We start from the raw sequence: 21,308 nt of genomic DNA, 5'->3' as shown, positions 1-21,308 counted from the left end.
TCATGATAATACCGAGGAATCTTTCGACCAAACGCACCCTCGGCACTGCGTTTGGAAAGCGGAAGACGGGATTCGAACCCGCGACCCCCACCATGGCAAGGTGATGTTCTACCACTGAACTACTTCCGCATGAAACAAAAAGCTTATCAAATTATTGGTGCCATGCCGACTAAAGGATTCGAACCTTCGACCCCCTGTTTACAAGACAGATGCTCTACCAACTGAGCTAAGTCGGCAAAAATATCGACTTGAGCCGCCATTTAAAACCAATAATTCTCTGAGCCGTGACAGGCTCGAACTGTCGACCCACTGATTAAAAGTCAGTTGCTCTACCAACTGAGCTAACGGCTCAATGGAGGATACAGGGCTCGAACCTGTGACCCTCTGCTTGTAAGGCAGACGCTCTCCCAACTGAGCTAATCCTCCATATGTAAGCGTGGCAGCTTCCTACCCTCGCAGGCAGTTTCCCACCAACTACTCTCGGCGTGAAGAAGCTTAACTTCTGTGTTCGGCATGGGAACAGGTGTATCCTTCTTGCTATCGCCACCACACTTATGAGAACTTTGCGCTCTCAAAACTGGCTATCATTGTTGGTCGTTTGCTTTGCTGAGAATCGGCGTATTTCATCGAAACGCGTTCGCAGTCGCAGAAACCTCCACATAAGGACCCTGAGTCCATTGGCCAAAACCCGGCCAACGAACTCAGGCCCGCTTATGCTCCGGTTTCTAAGCGCTCCTGCTCACGCTCTTACTTGGTTAAGTCCTCGACCGATTAGTACTGGTCCGCTCCATGCATCGCTGCACTTCCACTTCCAGCCTATCTACCTGATCATCTCTCAGGGGTCTTACTTCCATATAGGAATGGGAAATCTCATCTCGAGGGGGGCTTCACACTTAGATGCTTTCAGCGTTTATCCCTTCCGTTCATAGCTACCCAGCGATGCGCCTGGCGGCACAACTGGTACACCAGCGGAACGTCCATCCCGGTCCTCTCGTACTAAGGACAGCTCCTCTCAAATTTCCTGCGCCCGCGACGGATAGGGACCGAACTGTCTCACGACGTTCTGAACCCAGCTCGCGTACCGCTTTAATGGGCGAACAGCCCAACCCTTGGGACCGACTACAGCCCCAGGATGCGATGAGCCGACATCGAGGTGCCAAACCTCCCCGTCGATGTGGACTCTTGGGGGAGATAAGCCTGTTATCCCCAGGGTAGCTTTTATCCGTTGAGCGATGGCCCTTCCATGCGGAACCACCGGATCACTAAGCCCGACTTTCGTCCCTGCTCGACTTGTCAGTCTCGCAGTCAAGCTCCCTTCTACCTTTACACTCTGCGAATGATTTCCAACCATTCTGAGGGAACCTTTGGGCGCCTCCGTTACATTTTAGGAGGCGACCGCCCCAGTCAAACTGCCTACCTGACACTGTCTCCCGCCACGATTAGTGGCGCGGGTTAGAGTGTTCATACAGCTAGGGTAGTATCCCACCAACGCCTCCATCGAAACTAGCGTTCCGATCTCTACGGCTCCTACCTATCCTGTACAAGCGGTACCAACACTCAATATCAAGCTACAGTAAAGCTCCATGGGGTCTTTCCGTCCTGTCGCGGGTAACCCGCATCTTCACGGGTACTATAATTTCACCGAGTCTCTCGTTGAGACAGTGCCCAAATCATTACGCCTTTCGTGCGGGTCGGAACTTACCCGACAAGGAATTTCGCTACCTTAGGACCGTTATAGTTACGGCCGCCGTTTACTGGGGCTTCAATTCTGGGCTTCGCTTGCGCTAACTCATCCTCTTAACCTTCCAGCACCGGGCAGGCGTCAGCCCCTATACATCATCTTTCGATTTAGCAGAGACCTGTGTTTTTGATAAACAGTTGTTTGGGCCTATTCACTGCGGCTGACCTTGCGGTCAGCACCCCTTCTTCCGAAGTTACGGGGTCATTTTGCCGAGTTCCTTAACGAGAGTTCGCTCGCTCACCTGAGGATACTCTCCTCGACTACCTGTGTCGGTTTGCGGTACGGGTAGTTTATTTCTCACTAGAAGCTTTTCTTGGCAGTGTGACATCAGGAACTTCGCTACTTTAATTTCGCTCCCCATCACCGCTTGTCCTTATGGTCGCAAGCATTTCACTCGCCACCAGACTTGCGGCTTGGACGCACTTTTCCAGCCGTGCGCTTTCCTTAGCCTCCTGCGTCCCTCCATCGCTTAAACAAAATAAACTAGTGCAGGAATCTCAACCTGCTTGTCATCGACTACGCCTTGCGGCCTCGCCTTAGATCCCGACTAACCCTGGGAGGACGAGCCTTCCCCAGGAAACCTTAGTCATACGGTGGATCAGATTCTCACTGATCTTTCGCTACTCATGCCGGCATTCTCACTTCTAAGCGCTCCAGCCGTCCTCACGATCGACCTTCAACGCCCTTAGAACGCTCTCCTACCGCGCACCCTGACGGGTGCACCCACAGTTTCGGTATTATGCTTAGCCCCGGTATATTTTCGGCGCAGTGCCACTCGACTAGTGAGCTATTACGCACTCTTTAAATGGTGGCTGCTTCTGAGCCAACATCCTAGTTGTCTGTGCAACGCCACATCCTTTTCCACTTAGCATAAATTTAGGGACCTTAACTGGTGATCTGGGCTGTTCCCCTTTCGACAATGGACCTTATCGCTCACTGTCTGACTCCCGGAGTAAGATCGATGGTATTCGGAGTTTATCTGAATTCAGTAACCCTTGATGGGCCCCTAGTTCAAACAGTGCTCTACCTCCATGATCCATCCTCCGAGGCTAACCCTAAAGCTATTTCGGAGAGAACCAGCTATCTCCAAGTTCGTTTGGAATTTCACCGCTACCCACAACTCATCCCAGCATTTTTCAACATACATGGGTTCGGTCCTCCAGTGTGTTTCACCACACCTTCAACCTGGTCATGGGTAGGTCACTTGGTTTCGGGTCTACATCTGCCTACTCATTCGCCCTGTTCAGACTCGCTTTCGCTCCGGCTCCGACTTTTCATCTTAACCTCGCAGGCAAACGTAACTCGCCGGTTCATTCTACAAAAGGCACGCCATTACCCCTTAACGGGCTTTGACTAATTGTAGGCACACGGTTTCAGGAACTATTTCACTCCCCTTCCGGGGTGCTTTTCACCTTTCCCTCACGGTACTGGTTCACTATCGGTCACTAGGGAGTATTTAGCCTTGGGAGATGGTCCTCCCGGATTCCGACGGAATTTCACGTGTTCCGCCGTACTCAGGATCCTGGACGGAGGGTCCGCCGTTTCGCTTACAGGGCTTTCACCTTCTATGGCGCAGCTTTCCAGCTGACTTCGACTACGTCGAACTTTGGTAACTCCAATGTCCAGTCCTACAACCCCGAGAAGCAAGCTTCTCGGTTTGGGCTCTTCCCACTTCGCTCGCCGCTACTATGGGAATCGAGTTTTCTTTCTCTTCCTGCGGGTACTGAGATGTTTCAGTTCCCCGCGTCTGCCGCCAACAAGCTATGAATTCACTTGCAGGCAATACACTGATGTGTACTGGGTTCCCCCATTCGGAAATCTCCGGATCAAAGCTTACTTATAGCTCCCCGAAGCATATCGGTATTAGTTCCGTCCTTCATCGGCTCCTAGTGCCAAGGCATCCACCGTGCGCCCTTTGTAACTTAACCTGTACTGACTTGCGTCAGCGGTTATGCGATGCAAATTTCTATATTAGAAACTCATACAAATACGCTGTGTTCTCGGCAATTTAAAACATTTACAACAATGATATCCAGTTTTCAAAGAACAAAGTCGCACCCGCTAGGGTGCTTGAGGGTCGTCCCCTCAAAACTAAACAAAGTTTCGTGTGTGCAGGTTTCCGTCAGACTTAACGTCTGTTTCCTTAGAAAGGAGGTGATCCAGCCGCAGGTTCTCCTACGGCTACCTTGTTACGACTTCACCCTAATCATTTGTCCCACCTTAGACGGCTCGCTCCCTAAAAGGGTTACGCCACCGGCTTCGGGTGTTACAAACTCTCATGGTGTGACGGGCGGTGTGTACAAGGCCCGGGAACGTATTCACCGCGGCGTGCTGATCCGCGATTACTAGCGATTCCGACTTCGTGTAGGCGAGTTGCAGCCTACAGTCCGAACTGAGAATGGCTTTAAGAGATTAGCTTGACCTCGCGGTCTCGCAACTCGTTGTACCATCCATTGTAGCACGTGTGTAGCCCAGGTCATAAGGGGCATGATGATTTGACGTCATCCCCACCTTCCTCCGGTTTGTCACCGGCAGTCTTACTAGAGTGCCCAACTGAATGCTGGCAACTAGTCATAAGGGTTGCGCTCGTTGCGGGACTTAACCCAACATCTCACGACACGAGCTGACGACAACCATGCACCACCTGTCATTTTGCCCCCGAAGGGGAAACCTGATCTCTCAGGTGATCAAAAGATGTCAAGACCTGGTAAGGTTCTTCGCGTTGCTTCGAATTAAACCACATGCTCCACCGCTTGTGCGGGCCCCCGTCAATTCCTTTGAGTTTCAACCTTGCGGTCGTACTCCCCAGGCGGAATGCTTAATGCGTTAGCTGCGGCACTGAAGGGCGGAAACCCTCCAACACCTAGCATTCATCGTTTACGGCATGGACTACCAGGGTATCTAATCCTGTTCGCTACCCATGCTTTCGAGCCTCAGCGTCAGTTACAGACCAGACAGCCGCCTTCGCCACTGGTGTTCTTCCATATATCTACGCATTTCACCGCTACACATGGAGTTCCACTGTCCTCTTCTGCACTCAAGTTTCCCAGTTTCCGATGCGCTTCCTCGGTTAAGCCGAGGGCTTTCACATCAGACTTAAAAAACCGCCTGCGCTCGCTTTACGCCCAATAAATCCGGATAACGCTTGCCACCTACGTATTACCGCGGCTGCTGGCACGTAGTTAGCCGTGGCTTTCTGGTTGGATACCGTCACGCCGACAACAGTTACTCTGCCGACCATTCTTCTCCAACAACAGAGTTTTACGACCCGAAAGCCTTCTTCACTCACGCGGCGTTGCTCCATCAGACTTGCGTCCATTGTGGAAGATTCCCTACTGCTGCCTCCCGTAGGAGTTTGGGCCGTGTCTCAGTCCCAATGTGGCCGATCAACCTCTCAGTTCGGCTACGTATCATGGCCTTGGTGAGCCGTTACCTCACCAACTAGCTAATACGCCGCGGGTCCATCCAAAAGCGATAGCTTACGCCATCTTTCAGCCAAGAACCATGCGGTTCTTGGATTTATGCGGTATTAGCATCTGTTTCCAAATGTTATCCCCCACTTAAGGGCAGGTTACCCACGTGTTACTCACCCGTCCGCCACTCGTTTTAAGTTGAATCACGATGCAAGCACCGTTCATCGACCAAAACTCGTTCGACTTGCATGTATTAGGCACGCCGCCAGCGTTCATCCTGAGCCAGGATCAAACTCTCATATAAATATGAGCTGTTCGAATAGCTCGATTTGTTGTTCTAGCGAATTGACTTCGCAAATGTTACTTTTTGCCTCGATACCGAAGTATCAAGGACCCTGCACATTTAAACGAAACTTTGTTCAGTTTTCAAAGGACGATCTTGCCAAAAGACAACTTTGATAGATTATCATGACCAACGTATCATGTCAACAACTTTTTAGAGTGAATATTTATTCAATCTGTTTCAATTGTGGCTTCATCATACGAGTGGTTTATTTCATCCGTCATGAATCGACGTCTTTGTTTTGACAACAACAAGTATCATACCAGCACTTCAACAATCTAGTCAACAAAAAAATTGCAGAATTTCAAAGAATTGTCAGTTCCGATAAATAGCGAACATTTTAATCCAAATTGTATAAATATTCGCATTGATCGCGAACAATATTCAGAAAAACGCGTTTAAAGTTCACTAAACTCATAGCGCTTATAGCCGTGTATGCTGCAGTTTGCCCTAACTACTGAGCAAAACGGTCACTGGACGCACTTCGCTCACATGTATTTGCCAATCATCTAAAATAATAAACGCCATTTCAGCTAAACTTCAAATCTTGAAAATCGCTTTTCTTAGCTAACCGATTCTAATCGTTGATACCCAGTCATCCCAATAGTGTGCAGTGCCCGCGTTTATATCAGCTTTACAAATCAGCCACCGATCATTATTGCATCGTTACTTCTCAATGAAAGTCTACTAGTTTCCGCAAACCAGCCACGCAAGGCCCCGTACCCTCCCAAAAAGGTCCGTTCTTCCTTGCCATGCCCTCATGCTTTGACAGTTGCCTATCGCATCAACGAAAGAAAAAAGCCACTCATTTTTGAGTGGTTTCTTCGTTTAAATGTTCAAGTGCTTCAGCGACCCACCCATCTAAGTGAGCGGCAATCGGCGCAAAGCCGGTGTGAAATTTACGACTGGTCCAATAGTGCTTGCGGCGGCGTTTCTTGCTTAATCTAGGCGGCGCCTGTAAAGCACGTAAGGATAAACTGATTTTATGGGTATATTCGTCGATGTCCAAAATCACAACTTCAACTCGCTGGCCGACGGTAAAAATATCGCTGGTGTCCTTGACGTAACCATGCTGGCATTCTGAGATGTGCACTAATCCTTGCGTGTGCTCATCCAGCATCACAAACGCCCCGTATGGTTGGACGCCGGTGACTTTGCCAGTCAAGATATCTCCTATGCGATATTCCATTCTGACACTTCATTTCATTGGATTTCTCTTTGAGTATACCCTAAAAATCACTTGCAACCAATATCAGTCTTGAATCGTCAATTCATCAATCGTCACGGGTTCAACTGGCTTATCATTGGCACCCGTTTTGACTTTACTGATCTTCTCAACCACTGACATTCCAGACAATACCTGCCCGAAAACTGTATGGCGATGATCAAGCCATGGTGTCCCGCCTTGTTGGTAAGCGTCAATGATCGGTTCCGGGAAGCCTGCCTCGCTTAATTGAGCCTTCATGCTTGGGTCCAAATGCGAATTGGTCACGATGAAAAATTGACTGCCGTTCGTATTGGGTCCAGCGTTGGCCATTGACAACGCACCTTTCAGATTGAAAAGCTGATTCGAAAATTCATCCGCAAACGGCTTTCCCCAGAGGCTTTCACCACCCATGCCAGTGCCAGTCGGATCACCGCCTTGAATCATGAAGTCTTCAATGACCCGGTGAAAAATGACGCCATCATAATAGTTCTTTTTGACCAAGCCGATGAAGTTTTCAACGGTTTTAGGGGCTTGTTCCGGAAATAGTGCAATTTCAAATTGCCCTTCACTGGTTTTAAAGATCGCTTTTGGGCCTTTGAAATCGGCCAGTTCTAATTGTGGATAGTCCATGTTCGTTCTCCTTCTTTAGTCAAATAACGTGCATCGTTCTAGGCGTAGTATACCAGCATCGGCAACTCGCGCCAATCAAATGAATAGATGGAACCCTTCTACAGACTTAACGTTGACATTAAAAATCAGTTGCTGCGCTTTTTACACTTTTTCCCCAATTATCGCAACGCCCGCGCTTTATGGCACTTTAATCTCCCTAAATTGCCGGCACTCTCCGCCTTCGTCAACTTGGTAACTATTCGTAAAATATGGTAGGGTATGAACGTCATACTATATAGAAACGGAGCATTGCAAATGTCAGTGCAACATGTATATGAAATCACCGTGATTGGTGGCGGGCCTGTTGGTATGTTCGCCGCCTTTTATGCTGGCTTGCGTCAGGCAGACGTCTTATTGCTGGAGAGTCTGGACGAGCTTGGTGGCCAAACCGGTAATTTATACCCAGCCAAAATTCTTTACGATATTGGCGGCTTCCCCCATGTTAGCGGAAAAGATCTGGTTTCACAGTTGAAGACGCAGCTTATGCATTTTCACCCGGATGTTAAAACCGCTACGGAAGTGCAAACGATTGATGAAGCAGAAGACGGGACGTTTATTCTGCATACAAGTCAAGGGGACTTCCGGAGTAAAGCCGTCATTGTTGCAACAGGTGGCGGGGCCTTTACGCCACGCAAATTAGCCGTTGATTACGATCCGGCATTAGAAGGCAGGCAATTGTTTTACTTTGTTCAGGATCTGGAAACCTTCCGCAATCAGGACGTGGCGATTGCCGGCGGTGGTGATTCGGCCATTGACTGGGCTTTGGCGCTGGAACCGGTGGCCAAGCATGTCAGTCTGATTCACCGGCGCGCTAAATTCCGTGGCCTCGAGGCAAGTGTGGCAGCACTGGAAAAAAGCAGCGTTGCCATTCATACACCTTATTTGATTGAGGCGGTTAAACAGGAAAATGGCAAGCTCGCTTTGCAGTTAAAGGAAGTTCGCGGTGACAACGAGCCGGTTTTAACAGTCGATAAGTTGCTGGTTAATTATGGTTTTGTCACCGACAAGCGCCATCTCCAGGCTTGGCACTTTAAGACCGATCGTAACGGCATTCTGGTTGATTCACAGATGCAAACCAGTCGCTCGGGCATTTTTGCTATTGGCGATGCCGTCAGTTACGCGGGAAAACTACCGCTGATTGCCAGTGGCTTCGGTGAAGCACCAACGGCCATTAACGAAGCACTTAGCCGACTTTATCCGGAACGGCGGCAAGCGTTGCACAGTACCCAGCTTTATCGATAAAAGTCAGCCTTACCCACTCAGCCAAAAGGAAAGCGTGAGATTATGACCAATGAAGAGAAGCTTTATGAACGGACGATCCAACTGTTGCATGAACGTGGCGTCAGCTTGAGCGATATTGGCGAGCTTGTCATGTTTCTGCAGGAACGTTTCATTCCTAACTTAACCATTGAAGAAGCAACGCAAAATGTTCGGATCGTTTTACGCAAACGCGAAGTGCAAAACGCGGTTATGACCGGCATTGCACTGGATAAGGCAGCCGAAGCCAATCAGCTTGAGGAGCCTTTGCAGAAAATTATCGCCGAAGATGAAGGGCTTTACGGTGTCGATGAAGTCTTGGCCTTTTCTATTGTCAATGTTTATGGTTCAATTGGCTTTACCAATTATGGCTACATTGATCGGATTAAGCCAGGTATTCTAGCTAAGCTCAATGCCCACGAGCCCGGGATTATCCACACCTTCCTTGATGACATCGTGGGAGCCATGGCGGCAGCGGCGGCTAGTCGACTGGCCCATTCGCATCCGGAAATCGAAGACGACATTTATTGACGTTTTCTAAAATTTGCCTTTGTTTCATGAAATTTTCATATTATCCCGTATAATGAAATGTAAATTCATTAAAGGAGCTTACCCAATGACCCAACTGTTTGATTTCATCCTGCATATCGATGAGCATCTGATCACCATCGTTAATAGCTTCGGTCCTTGGACCTATGTCATCCTCTTTGCGATGGTCTTCATCGAAACAGGGGTTGTTGTCTTTCCGTTCCTACCGGGAGATTCACTGCTATTCGCTGCCAGTGCTTTGGCCGCCAACGCTGCTTATAACTTAAACGTTTGGATCCTTTTCGCAGTCTTTTTGGCTGCTGCGGTTTTAGGCGATACCGTGAATTATGAAATCGGTAAACGCGTGGGGTCTGCCGCTTCTACCGGTAAAGGCTGGTTTGGCCGCCTGATCAACCGCGACAAGCTGCTGCAAGCCGAAGCTTTTTTTGACAAGCATGGTGGCAAAACCATTGCGATTGCCCGATTCATGCCACTCATTCGGACATTTGCACCGTTCGTGTCAGGTGGCTCGCGTATGCATTATGGCAAGTTCATCCACTACAACTTATTAGGCGGCTTCCTCTGGGTTACCTTGTGTGTACTCGGTGGCTTCTACTTCGGCAACGTAACGTTCGTCAAAGAGCATTTTTCGTTAGTAGCGCTTGGCATCGTTTTGATTTCACTCTTGCCAATGGTCATTGCTGCCGTTAAAACTCGCACGGCTAAAGTCGTGGATCGTTAATCTATCCATCGCATTTTCCATGTATGCAAAAACGCATGTCCCCAACGTCACAACGATATTGGGAACATGCGTTTTTTATTTTTAAAATGGTGACTGACGCCGGGCATCTTGGCGACCGCGCCAGATACCCCATATCATGATAGCCTCGAATAAGGCAAATGCTGTGAGAAAGCAAAGCATGAAGAAGCCTTCAGGTAAGACATTGATGATCGGATCAGTGGCTGGGTCAAACAGCCAGTCACGATTGCGAAACAGAACCTCGTGGAAAATGATGAAGAACCGATCAAAGTTAATGCTTAGCAATCCGGTTAAGATGATCGGCACCACCGCCCCGATCATAAACGGCCGGACCAGCAAATATCGCTTCCTGGCTGCTTTAAGCTGATGCACCCACCGAATGGCAAACGGTATCGTCACAATGGCAATCACAATATCCAAAATAAACAAATGGCGCACGTCGGCAAAATGAAGCGCACCATGCAGGCTTGTGGGGAAATCCTGCATATGCAGCGTACCAATCCATGGCAAGTCTAAGTATGCCATGAGCTGCAAGTAATTATGATACAACCGTCCCAGCGACATGGCAGCAATTTGTGGCAGATTATCCATATGTGCATAAATCGGGAACGTCAGCAGCGTGCTGAAAATCGTCACGAAAATGACGCCACTGACAATCGCTAGCCAAAGCGTCAGCCAATGAACGATGCGTTTCATCTAGACCTCCCAGTCCGTCAAGGCATCAATCTGATGCGTTGGTTGGTGGACCTGCTTGGAAACATAATCCCGGGTAGAAACGCCGGTATACACTAAAATCGTATCGATCCCGGCATTCAAGCCTGCCTTAATGTCGGTGTTGTAATTATCGCCAACCATGGCCACTGCATCTTTTGGCAGTCCCATCTTCTTCAGCGCTTTTTCCATAATCGTCGGTTCGGGTTTGCCAATATAAAATGCCCGTTGCTGCGTACTGCGCTCCACTAAAGCAATCAATGACCCTGCTCCCGGTACCAAGCCACGCTCATTGGGCAAATTGGTATCCGCATTGGTTCCGATAAATTTGGCGCCGCGTTTAATTGCCAATGTGGCCAACTCAAATTTATGGTACGTCACGTCATAATCCAGCCCGACTACCACATAATCCGGATCCACTTCATTCAACCGCAATCCCGTATCCAAAAGTGCCTGCTTCAGCCCCAGCTCACCGATGATATATACCGACTTTCCGGAAACGTCGCCATGATTGAGATCGGTCAAATAAGCCGCGGTCGCAAGTGAAGGCGTGTAAATCTGCGCCGGTGACACATGAATATCGTGATTCTCCGCCAGATTTTTCACCACATCTTCAGGACTTTTCGTCGTATTGTTCGTCAAAAATAAAAACGGTAATTGCGCCGCCTGTAACCGTTCGACAAAATCCTTAGCTGCCGGAATGCGTTCTTTGCCACGATAAATCGTCCCGTCAAGATCGATCATATAACCTTTATACTTCAAGTCTGTCCCTACTTCTTGTTAGTCTCACGTTGACGGATCGTAAAATGCCGCTTGCGTGGTTGTGTTTGATTGACTGTTTTGGCCTGTTCGCCATGAAAATGCGGCGATCGGGTCGTTTTTTCCGTATATGGCTTGTTTGCCTTGGCATAAGGCTTACGTTTGCCATGATGTTGCCGCTGCGTCGTCTTGGATTGTTGCCGGTGCGCGGTTTTGCCTGTCGCCGATTTCCGCTCCCGATCGTGCCGCCGATCAACTAACTTAGTTGCCGGTTTATCCAAACGGGCCAGCACAAAATAAGCACAGCCAAAATTACAATATTCATAGAGATAGTCTTCTAATGTGCTGATCTGCTGATCCTTACTCGCACCGCGGCGATCGTCTTTGTAAAAACCGCGCAACCGTAACTGATCGTAACCCCAGTCGCCAACAATAAAATCATACTTGTCGAGAATATCGTTGTATCGTTCATTTAACCGTTCAAGGTCAAAAGCATCACGGTGGTCTTTGACAATGCGATAGCGGCGGCCATCAATCGTTATCAGATCATGGTCGACTTTGACAACCCGCATCTCTTTGGTTATGTCCGGAGTCAAGGCGACATCAATTTGTTCGGATAATGCTTCTCGTTCACCCAAGTCGCGCCCTCCTTTTAAAAAAATCATTCGACTCGTAATTGTAAAAGTATAGCATGAATTTATAAAGGAAAAACCTTTGCCATATAATCGCCGACAACCTGCCGTATCAGTTTTGGAAAAAGGAATTCATTGCTGCCCATAATTTCGATGGTTGGGAAGAACGGAATGAACAGAAAGTTGTCGACGGTTGCGAACGTATATTGCCGTTCCGGAACCAGCGGCTGGCCATGCCACAAAACCGTTCGCTTTTCACGATTAACGGAAATGCCACGATAACCGATGTCCCCAAAAATTTTGCCGCGAAAACTCATGCCGATCATGTGGAAGTGGCGGAGAAACATGCGGTTCTTTTCCATTTCCATGATCAGACGCCAGAGTTCCTTGCCACTTAAAGTTACTTTCAACAGATGCATGGGATGGGGCAAACATGTCAGAAGATCAGCCTGCGTGACAACGCCGGGGCCAAGTGGTGTCAAGAAAAGACCAGCATTCAGGATCGCCGCATCGGTTTTAGCAGCATCAGCGACTGCCGCCAAGCCAAAATCAAGTAACGGTGATGGCCGATCATACTGAATCGCTAGGTGTTTAGGCAAGCGAGCAACTTTTTGCTGCTTTAACAAGGCAATGCCTTTACTTTCATAGCCTTGAATTTCTCGCGGATCTGCTGCTGCTCCTTGCAACAAAGCAGTTTGAAAGGTTTCGGCACGACGCGTCTGAACTTTGTGGTCATCATCCAGCGTTAGCGTAATCTTCCCAACATAATGGCCATACTTTTCGGCGGCGGTTAATAAGGTCGTGCCATGTAATTCGCCTTCTGCAAGCAAGTGATGCGTATGCCCGCCAATCACAACATCAATCTGCGGATATTGCTGGGCTAAATGACGATCAGCCTCAATGCCTAAATGTGATAGCACAATCAAAACATCATAGGTGCCCTCAAGCTTCTTAAGAATTGCCGGGAAAACGTCTGCTACTGTCTTAACCTGCCATCCATTTGGCTGATACGTCAGAAAAAACGGTGCCGTAAAGCCGACAATGGCAATTCGCGTCCCTGCCGAGGTCTGCTTCATGACGATGGGCTTGGCCCAATGCGGACGCGTGCCATCCGGCTCAAACAAGTTAGCCAAAGCCACGGGAAAATTAGCATGATCGTACAAATGCTCCAACACCTGGTGCGGATTGCCGACACCTTCATTGTTGCCAATGGTCACCGCATCATAGCCGATTTCATTCAACAGTTGAATATTAATCTGCCCGTCCGTCGCTTCGGTTAACGGTACCGAACGATCCATCGCATCGCCATCGTCAAAAGCTAAAACGCTCGCCCCTTCTGCCTGTTCTGCAGCGCGAGTTCCCAACATAAACCGGCGAATTTTTGGCCAGTTTTCAAAGTGAGAATGCAGATCATTCGTGTGCAGAATCACTAACTTTTCCACAAGGCACCTCCCTAATCGGTCTTTCAGGTGACATTTCTAAACTAATACCCTAGTTTCATCCTATGCCCTGCAAGACAACGGGTCAAACATCACATTGTGCTCAGCGTTCCTTAGCTAACGCTGCAGCCTTCAACCGGTAAATCTTGTGCACTTCAGCCGCCGTCAGTGGGGTTCCAAAAGGCAGATGTGGCACTAACAAATCCCGTTCCGGAGCGTCTACCCCTACATTGATATTCTCCGCAATGTTGACGCTATTATGGTGAATGTGGCCGTGTAAATTCAGCGTCTGCTTCACAATACCCATCATCAACGGATAATGCGTCATGATAAACTGCGTATGGTCATCCTTGATAATCGTGCCAACCGAATGGAAGGTGAACTTAGGCAAGCCGTTCACGCCCGGGTCATGGCGATGAAGAAATTTAAACAGTGATTCGTAGTCGTGATTTCCTTTTATAAAAACAATCCGGCCGTGCAGCTGCAATAGGATCGCCAACACTTCCGGTGGTTGGGGAAAATGCTCCGGATTCATGGCAATGTCACCTAAATGATAAACGATATCGCGATCATCAACGCGCGCATTCCATGCCTGAATCATCGCCGCGTCCATTGCCTCAACGGTTGGAAACAGGCGCGGAGCAAAATCGTTGTTTCCTAAAAGATCCGCGTGGAAAAAATGCGTATCTGCAATAAAATATTGCATGCTACTGCTCCTTTCGGCGATGTGCATGTCTGGTCGTGACCACCCAAGTCGTCATCGGCACGGTCAAAATGACGGCAATCACCGAAATCAAGACCTGCAAGAGTTCGCCAACAAAAATCTTGTTATTAATTACCTGTGAAAATGGATAGCGCAGTGAGGCAAACCAGATAAACAAAGAAGAAAAACCGCCAAAGAAGCCAAAGAATAGCGTATTTAAAGCAGTTCCGATAATCTCGTGCCCCATTTGTTTAATCCCGGTGGCACTTGCCTGATCCTTAATCTCATCCATTCCGGCTGCAACGGCAATCGCTGCTTCAGCAATTGCCCCAAGCGTACCCAGCAAGGTGGTGGCAATCAAAATGTGCGGGAAACTGACGCCGATGTACACGGAAAAGCCTTCCAGTGCCTCGGAATCTTCCGGTCCAAATCCGGCTGTCTGGCTTAACGTCATCGTCAAAAGAATCAGTCCGACCAATAACGTCATGATTAACAAAGACGAGACAAACGCCGGTCCGGCTACGGAAAGCTGGCTGGTGCTGAGGAAAATCGTGCTGGCCAAAATAATCAGCCCAAAAATAATGGCTACAATAATCGGATTAAACCCGCTGGCCATTAAAATGACGACCAGGATCATCAACAAAGCGTTGACGGCTAAAGCAAAGAAATTTGACAGGCCTTGCTTGCCGCCGACAATAAACATCATGACAAGCAGAACCAAGGCTAATGCAAGAATGGCGTTCATGCTGTCACCTTCTTAATTTTAGCCATCATCGCCGCTATTCCGCTCGTCACCGGCACCGCCAGTACAATGCCAAACGCACTGATGAGGCTCTGGGCAAATCCCAGCCCCATCACCCAGATAACCGTTTGCGCAATCGAGTTATTGTTGCGAATCCACAAAACCGATTCCATAAACGTATCGGCGATGAAAATCATAAACAGAACCGAAATCAGCGGTCCCATAACATTGCGGCCAATAGCCATCCCTGCCCGAAACCGCTCCTTGGCCGTGTCATGAAGCTGAAAGATCGCAACCGAAATGTCACTCGCCTCGTCTAGCACAGCGCCCAAAGAACCAATCACAATTTGACCAAAGAATAAGAGTTGCGGCGTTTGAGTGGCGTATTTGACCTCTTCAAAGTGGATGCCGCTGTAATTGGTCAAGGCCATAATGCCATAGCCGAGCGCCACTGCGACTGTGGTAGCCAACAAGGCACCCAACGAAATTGTTGCGGCAATCGGCTTAATTCCAACAATAAACACTGCTGTCAGCACCGTGAAAATCACCGCCAAAATGACAAATAACCACCACGCCTGCCACTGCTTACTGCCGATCTCCCACTCAACTGCGATAAAGAAGATTAACGTGTTGAGTAAAATGCTAATGCTCGTTAACCACGCTCGCCGGCCCATGACCAAAAAGATCAAACCAAAAGTCAAGACTAACAACGCCGCCAGAATCGCATCCCGTTTCACGTTGTTCAAGGTATAGGCACCCTTGTCAACATCCAGGAAAACCTGCTCACCCACGCGAAGTTCATTGTCCAATGCACCACTAAACGAGTAGGTATTGTGCATGGTGATGCGTTTACCCCGTTTAGCGGTGTTGAGTAGGCGTATCTGAACCTGCTGCTTAACCATGCGATCACGATTTTCGTCTTCGTCTTGGTGGGTGGTGGTTTTAACCACCTTAACCGCTTCAACCTGACCAACCGGCTTGGTATAGAAGCCGCTATCAAATTGCATGCCAATAAAAACCGCGATCGCCGCGACGAACGGGATAAGCCATTTACCTAAATACTTCACGCAGATCCCTCGCTTTCATATGCCTTACATTATATAAGTAGCATCAATGTGACGCAAAGCGCGTGTCCGACCTATCCGCGAAAATTGTCACGCTGACAAGCCCGGTTATGCGATAATCACGGAAATTATTCAAAAAATTGAGGTTTTTATTAAAATCTATCCCTCGAGTGCCGAGCCGGCAGAAACCCTCATCGTCCTATTTTACCCGACATGATTTTGCCGGAGAATCTCATGGTAAGCATCGCGAATCGGGCCTTCCGGTTTGTCCCATTCTTCCCAACTGGTTAAATCAGCCGGCGGAAATTCATAATGCTCGTTGATATACTTTTCATAAGTTGCCACAGCGGTTGAGTGGGCAATGTTCAGCTGAACAATCCGCACCCGCTTAATAAAGCCCTTCATAGAAGCCTTTTCGGCACGGCCATTCAGCATGACGTTCCCCAGTTCAAAATAGCGACTCCCGTCCAGCCGGGTAATTTCCTGAATCAAATCAAAAACCTGATATTTTTCTGCCATCTTTGACGCTCCTTATTTGTTTGCTGATTTCGGTTTGAGTTTATCGTCACGCGGTTGGTGTCTGTCGCTCTGTCGGCAGCGAATGGTTTGTGTTTTGGCATTTCCTTCTATAACGCGCTCCCCGGCGCAGAAACCTGCGTGTAAGGACCTTGGTCGCAATGACAAAGCCCGCCATTACGCCCAAGGCCACTTACACTCCGACTTCTGAACGCGCCTGTTCGCGCTCACTATGCTATTGTTTATGGTATGATGTTTTTTTCTGGAAAGGAGCAGCCTGTATGGGCAAACGATTCACTGTGGCAGTTTTGCTGCTGCCATTATTTCTTCTGCTTTCAGGGTTTACGCTGGTTGGCCACCGTGGCGATCCGCTGAACTATCCGGAAGAAACTTTTCAAAGTTTCGATAGTGCTTTTAACAATGGTGCAGATTACGTCGAGCTTGACGTTCATGAAAGTGCTGATGGCGTGGTCGTGATTCAACATGATTCAACCATTCAGCGGATGACCGGCGCCAATCTGACCATTGCCAAGAGCACTTTTGCACAACTTCAGCAATATCATACCAAAAATGGCGAACCGGTTCACAGCCTCGAGGAGCTTTTCGCTCACGAGCAACAGACAAACCACAAATTCTTGATTGAAACCAAAATCGTTAAAGGCGAACCGCATCCCCACCTTGAAGACAAAATTACGGCTTTGATTAAACAGTACCACATGGAAAACCGCGTCATGTTCCATTCGTTTTCAGCTGCCAGTCTTAAGCGCTTGCAGGCGGATTTACCGTCTGTGCCGCGGATTTTAATTGTCGGTTCTCTTAAACGGATCAATTTTGATGTGTTGACCTATGTGGACGGGATTAACTTAAGCTCGGATTTGGTCACGCCGCAGCTGGTCAATCAGCTGCATGACCTTGGCAAAAAAGTGTATGTCTGGGATGAGATGAACGAGGATCGGGATCGGTGGACATGGCTGGTTAACCTCAACATTGACGGTGTCGTGACCAACTACACGAGTCTCGGGCATGAATTTCAGGCGCTGAAAGCTGCAGCCGTCACTACCAGTATCAATGACCTTGGTGCTAACTCCAGTACCTCGGCGCTTCCGGTTTACGAAAACCCTTATCAGCCGCTCTTACGTCCTGAACAGTTAGCACCGCAAACACCGATTGCGATTTCTGCGATGGTCACTGTTGCTGGCAGCACCTATTATCAAATCGGCGACAATGCCTTCGTGCCGGCTACAACGATCAACCTCGCCCCTCAAGCCGGCTGGGCCAGCCTGTTTCTCCACCAAAAAATCGTCGTCACCAGCCGCGGTTTTCGTGCGCCGGTTTATGCCGACCCGTTGCACCAGCAAAACGTTACTGGCCACGTTGCGGACAATACCCGCGCACGGGTCCTGGCCGCACGCTACGAAAATAGCCGGCTCTATTTAAAAACCAAAGCTGGCTGGCTAAAAGCCAAAGACGTGCAACTGTTGCCAACTGCCGAAAACATGGCAACCTGGCTCATGCTCTATCGCAGCATTCCACTAAAAGAAAAGCCGCTCATCCACTGGGCATTAGGTAACACGGCATTTGATACACCTTTGCTTAATGCTCGGGTCACTGACATCGGTTGAGAAATACCCCCAGACATGGGTGTGCTTACAATCGCGCCATGACAAGCTTTTCACCGTGTTCTGACCGCTTTTCTATTTTCTCTGAATGATTCAGTCGTTTCTGTGGAACAAACATGCTATTCTAAAGACAACGATAGAAAGAAAGTAGGTTAACCTCATGGCAATTAATTGGCAGCAGGAAGCAGAAAAATTGGAACCCCAGCTTCTTTCTGATCTCACAACACTGTTGAAGATCAATTCCGAACGCGACACCGAGCACAAAACCGCAGAATATCCCCTTGGACCCGGTCCGGCAAAAGCGCTGGATGCCTTTTTGGCTATTGCCGAGCGGGATGGTTTCAAGACGCTCAACGTGGATCATGTTGCAGGTCGAATCGAATTGGGCAGCGGTTCTGAGATTTTCGGTCTCTTCGGTCACGTCGATGTCGTTCCCGCTGGACCTGGTTGGAAAACCGACCCATTCGACCCAGTGATTCGCGATGGCAAGATTTACGGCCGCGGCACTAGCGATGACAAGGGGCCGAGTATCGCCGCGTACTATGCATTGAAACTCATCCGCGATCTGGGCTTGCCAATCAATAAAAAGATTCACTTCATCTTAGGCACAGACGAAGAATCCGACTGGGTTGGCCTGCACCGCTATCTCGAAAGCGAACCTGCACCGGACTTTGGCTTCTCTCCTGATGCCGAATTTCCAATTATTAATGGTGAAAAAGGCATCGCCAGTTTCAAAATCGTGCAAAAGCCGGTTGCTGCAGCAGAAGCCGAGCTGACTTTGAATGAGTTTTCGGCGGGCATTCGACCGAACATGGTGCCGCAAGAAGCAAAAGCAACCATCACCGGCGATTTGCCTGAAAGCTTTGCGACCCAAGTCAGCGATTGGGCTGATCAGCAAGGTGTCAAACTCACCTTGACGCTGGGCAATCCTACGACGATCGAAATCGTGGGTAAAGGTGCACATGCCCAGGAACCAAAGGATGGCAAGAATGCCGCCACTTATCTGGCAAGCTTGCTAGCTGATCTGCCTTTTGATCCGGCGGGCAAAGCGTATCTGACCATGGTCGCCAAATACCTGCATTTAGATTCACGCGGCCACCACTTAGGTATCAACTACACGGACAAACTAATGGGCGAGCTAACTGCTAGCCCGGATATCTTCACGTTTACCCAGGATGGCGAACAAAGTGTATTGGTCAATGTCCGTTATCCGCAAGGCACCGATGCTGATAAAATCCGTGATCAAATTGAAAGCGCGGTCGGTGCCGACCAATTCGACGTATCCTTGAGTGGCCATGCACAGGAACCGCATTACGTTCCTGGTGACGATCCGCTAGTTAAGACCTTACTGCAAACTTTTACTGACCACACTGGTATTGCCGGACACGAACAAGTCATCGGTGGCGGCACCTATGGCCGAATTATCAAACGGGGTGTCGCTTTCGGCGCCCAGATGCCGGGACAGGAAAATGTCATGCATCAGGCGAATGAGTACATGCCGATTAAAGATATCATCACGGCTGTGGCCATTTATGCCGACGCCATCAGCCGCTTAGTCAAATAAGCTAAGTCTCTGTATTTTTAAACTGTAATCAGTATTCACATTACTGATTACAGTTCTTGGCAAATTTTGAAATTCATGCTCGTGCCTGTGCGCCAGAAGTCTGTCACCTGACTTCTGGCGCACTTGCGATTGATCCCAGAAAGGAAGCTTTCTTATGTTAACGCCTGATAGCTTAAATCCATGGTTAGATGATCCACATTTGCGTGCAGCCGTCACAACGCAGGCAACGGTGACATCAACTAACACAGTTTTAAAACAAACCGTCCAAAATGGTGCTACGTTACCGCAAATTCTGATTGCCGGTGAACAGACTGCCGGTGTGGGTCGCCATGGCAAACACTTTGCTAGTCCGGCAGATGCAGGTCTTTATCTGAGTTACGCCTTCCACCCGCAAATCAGCCGTGCCTTAATCACGCCGGCTGCAGGTATCGCTTTGCAGCAAGCCATTGAAACCCAATTTGGTATTGCCACCGCCATTAAATGGGTCAACGACTTGCAAAAAAACGGCCAAAAGGTTGCCGGTATTTTGGCAGAAGCATTGCTCGAACAAAATGCTGTGGTGCTGGGCGTCGGCGTTAATATTTTTCCGACCCCGACAGCGCCGTTACCGACCGATCAGCCAATCACTACCCTTCTTACTGAAAAGCCCGGTAGCGATCCACGTCCGGAGTTTGCCGGCCGTTTCTTGACGAATCTCATGCGGTTGTTTGCGAATCCTGACACCATTATGCCGATTTATCGGAAAAAGGCTGCCTGGATCGGTCGGCAAATCACGGTTAGCGGTACACAAAACCCGCTGACCGGAATCATCAGCGGGTTCGATGATAATGGTGCCTTACTGTTAAAAACGGCCCAAGGAACAATGGTCGTTACAACTGGCACCATTCGCTTAGCCGATTAAGCCACACATCGTCTAGTTGGCAAGCAGTAACTTCGTCAAATCACTGAATTCATTCAGCTGATAAGTCGGCGTTATCTGCTCGCGATTAGGTTGAAAATGCGGATTGAACCAGATTGAATCAATCTTGCCGTTGATGCCGCCTTGAATGTCCGACGTCAACGAATCGCCCATAATCAATGTTTCGTGCCGATTGAACCGGGGAATTCGCTTGGCAACATAATCAAAAAACGCCACGGTCGGCTTCGGGCTCCCGACACTATCGGAAACAAAAATGTCCTCAAAATAATCAATTAAGCCACTGGTTGCCAGGCGCTCACGTTGGACCGGCTCAATGCCATTGCTGACGATAAACAGCCGATAGTCTTTTAAAGCATCCAGAGTTTCCGTCACGCGCGGCAGCAAAATCGCTTCCTGATCCAGAAAATGGTGATACGTCCGCTCTGCCAAATGGGGATCGGCGTTCAAATGATGATGGCGAAACAGCTTGGCAAATCGCACGTCAAACAATTCCGGTCGCGTAATCCGGCCTGCTTCGTAATCACGCCACAGATCAGCATTGATTTTCAAATAACTCGCCTCAATCCGCGGCGTATATGGTAATTTAAGCCTGGCAAACATCTTAGCCAGGCTTTTTAGTTCCCCTGCTTTAAAGTCCAACAAAGTGTCGTCTACATCAAACAAAATAACTCGATACATGTTTAACCCCTGTTCTCGCACGCTTATTTATATAGTTATCAGTC

Annotated in this window: 17 protein-coding genes, 4 tRNA genes and 3 rRNA genes; 6 read left to right on the top strand and 18 right to left on the bottom strand. The window is 48.8% G+C overall.

Going from position 1 to position 21,308, the window contains the following annotated elements; all coding sequences use genetic code 11:
- Positions 1-57 precede the first annotated feature (57 nt).
- The 9 genes from LHUE1_RS09465 to LHUE1_RS09425 form a co-directional block, all read right to left on the bottom strand.
- A tRNA-Gly gene (locus tag LHUE1_RS09465) sits at positions 58-129 on the bottom strand.
- Positions 130-163: 34 nt separating this feature from the next.
- Positions 164-236: transfer RNA gene (locus LHUE1_RS09460), tRNA-Thr, on the bottom strand.
- Positions 237-278: 42 nt separating this feature from the next.
- Positions 279-351: transfer RNA gene (locus tag LHUE1_RS09455), tRNA-Lys, on the bottom strand.
- A 2-nt stretch (positions 352-353) separates the two neighbouring features.
- Positions 354-426, bottom strand: a tRNA-Val gene (locus LHUE1_RS09450).
- A gap of 8 nt (positions 427-434) precedes the next feature.
- Positions 435-551, bottom strand: a 5S ribosomal RNA gene (gene rrf / locus LHUE1_RS09445).
- Between the two features lie 200 nt (positions 552-751).
- Positions 752-3,669, bottom strand: a 23S ribosomal RNA gene (locus tag LHUE1_RS09440).
- Positions 3,670-3,888: 219 nt separating this feature from the next.
- Positions 3,889-5,458: ribosomal RNA gene (locus LHUE1_RS09435) — 16S ribosomal RNA — on the bottom strand.
- The 16S, 23S and 5S rRNA genes sit together here with 4 tRNA genes alongside, the layout of an rRNA operon.
- An 844-nt stretch (positions 5,459-6,302) precedes the next feature.
- Entirely contained in the window at positions 6,303-6,686 is a 384-nt protein-coding gene (locus LHUE1_RS09430; protein WP_049171072.1) for a CvfD/Ygs/GSP13 family RNA-binding post-transcriptional regulator, read from the bottom strand.
- Between the two features lie 63 nt (positions 6,687-6,749).
- Positions 6,750-7,334, bottom strand: coding sequence for a peptidylprolyl isomerase (locus LHUE1_RS09425; RefSeq protein WP_049171076.1), 585 nt, complete (start codon positions 7,332-7,334; stop codon positions 6,750-6,752).
- A gap of 294 nt (positions 7,335-7,628) precedes the next feature.
- Here LHUE1_RS09425 and LHUE1_RS09420 point away from each other — a divergent pair, with 294 nt between their 5' ends.
- From LHUE1_RS09420 to LHUE1_RS09410, 3 genes are all read left to right on the top strand, one after another.
- On the top strand, positions 7,629-8,615 hold the full coding sequence (locus tag LHUE1_RS09420; RefSeq protein WP_049171078.1) for an NAD(P)/FAD-dependent oxidoreductase: 987 nt from the start codon (positions 7,629-7,631) through the stop codon (positions 8,613-8,615).
- A gap of 42 nt (positions 8,616-8,657) precedes the next feature.
- Positions 8,658-9,161: a phosphatidylglycerophosphatase A family protein gene (locus LHUE1_RS09415; protein ID WP_049171081.1), complete on the top strand. Its 504-nt coding sequence runs from the start codon at positions 8,658-8,660 to the stop codon at positions 9,159-9,161.
- Between the two features lie 85 nt (positions 9,162-9,246).
- Positions 9,247-9,900, top strand: coding sequence for a VTT domain-containing protein (locus LHUE1_RS09410; protein ID WP_010493822.1), 654 nt, complete (start codon positions 9,247-9,249; stop codon positions 9,898-9,900).
- 81 nt (positions 9,901-9,981) lie between these two features.
- On the opposite strand, the gene LHUE1_RS09405 is transcribed toward LHUE1_RS09410, so the two are convergent.
- The 8 genes from LHUE1_RS09405 to LHUE1_RS09370 form a co-directional block, all read right to left on the bottom strand.
- Complete coding sequence (locus LHUE1_RS09405; protein WP_049171083.1) at positions 9,982-10,614, bottom strand: TIGR01906 family membrane protein; 633 nt, start codon at positions 10,612-10,614, stop codon at positions 9,982-9,984.
- Complete coding sequence (locus LHUE1_RS09400) at positions 10,615-11,391, bottom strand: TIGR01457 family HAD-type hydrolase (protein WP_049171086.1); 777 nt, start codon at positions 11,389-11,391, stop codon at positions 10,615-10,617.
- 8 nt (positions 11,392-11,399) lie between these two features.
- Positions 11,400-12,026, bottom strand: a complete 627-nt coding sequence (locus tag LHUE1_RS09395) for a YutD family protein (RefSeq protein WP_049171089.1) — start codon at positions 12,024-12,026, stop codon at positions 11,400-11,402.
- Positions 12,027-12,085: 59 nt separating this feature from the next.
- A complete protein-coding gene (locus LHUE1_RS09390; protein ID WP_049171092.1) occupies positions 12,086-13,462 on the bottom strand; it encodes a bifunctional metallophosphatase/5'-nucleotidase in 1,377 nt (458 codons plus the stop codon).
- A 100-nt stretch (positions 13,463-13,562) separates the two neighbouring features.
- Positions 13,563-14,165: a metallophosphoesterase gene (locus LHUE1_RS09385; protein ID WP_049171095.1), complete on the bottom strand. Its 603-nt coding sequence runs from the start codon at positions 14,163-14,165 to the stop codon at positions 13,563-13,565.
- 1 nt (position 14,166) lies between these two features.
- Positions 14,167-14,907, bottom strand: coding sequence for a YibE/F family protein (locus LHUE1_RS09380; RefSeq protein ID WP_049171098.1), 741 nt, complete (start codon positions 14,905-14,907; stop codon positions 14,167-14,169).
- Positions 14,904-15,971, bottom strand: coding sequence for a YibE/F family protein (locus tag LHUE1_RS09375; RefSeq protein ID WP_277848353.1), 1,068 nt, complete (start codon positions 15,969-15,971; stop codon positions 14,904-14,906). The genes LHUE1_RS09380 and LHUE1_RS09375 overlap by 4 nt, the downstream gene beginning before the upstream one ends.
- A 201-nt stretch (positions 15,972-16,172) precedes the next feature.
- Positions 16,173-16,487 carry a hypothetical protein gene (locus tag LHUE1_RS09370; protein WP_010493806.1) on the bottom strand — a complete coding sequence of 105 codons (315 nt, stop codon included), beginning with the start codon at positions 16,485-16,487 and terminating at the stop codon, positions 16,173-16,175.
- 278 nt (positions 16,488-16,765) lie between these two features.
- Here LHUE1_RS09370 and LHUE1_RS09365 point away from each other — a divergent pair, with 278 nt between their 5' ends.
- The 3 genes from LHUE1_RS09365 to LHUE1_RS09355 all read left to right on the top strand — a co-directional run bounded on the left by LHUE1_RS09365 (position 16,766) and on the right by LHUE1_RS09355 (position 20,568).
- Positions 16,766-18,106: a glycerophosphodiester phosphodiesterase gene (locus LHUE1_RS09365; RefSeq protein ID WP_049171104.1), complete on the top strand. Its 1,341-nt coding sequence runs from the start codon at positions 16,766-16,768 to the stop codon at positions 18,104-18,106.
- Between the two features lie 157 nt (positions 18,107-18,263).
- Positions 18,264-19,667: a dipeptidase PepV gene (gene pepV / locus LHUE1_RS09360; protein WP_049171107.1), complete on the top strand. Its 1,404-nt coding sequence runs from the start codon at positions 18,264-18,266 to the stop codon at positions 19,665-19,667.
- A 154-nt stretch (positions 19,668-19,821) separates the two neighbouring features.
- Entirely contained in the window at positions 19,822-20,568 is a 747-nt protein-coding gene (locus LHUE1_RS09355) for a biotin--[acetyl-CoA-carboxylase] ligase (RefSeq protein WP_049171111.1), read from the top strand.
- A 12-nt stretch (positions 20,569-20,580) separates the two neighbouring features.
- Here LHUE1_RS09355 and LHUE1_RS09350 read toward each other — a convergent pair whose 3' ends face one another.
- Positions 20,581-21,264, bottom strand: a complete 684-nt coding sequence (locus tag LHUE1_RS09350) for a YjjG family noncanonical pyrimidine nucleotidase (protein ID WP_010493799.1) — start codon at positions 21,262-21,264, stop codon at positions 20,581-20,583.
- Positions 21,265-21,308 lie beyond the last annotated feature (44 nt).

The sequence above is a fragment of the Lacticaseibacillus huelsenbergensis genome, from assembly GCF_029726355.1.
In the GTDB taxonomy this organism is placed as follows: domain Bacteria; phylum Bacillota; class Bacilli; order Lactobacillales; family Lactobacillaceae; genus Lacticaseibacillus; species Lacticaseibacillus casei.
This window is presented reverse-complemented; position numbering and strand designations above follow the sequence as displayed.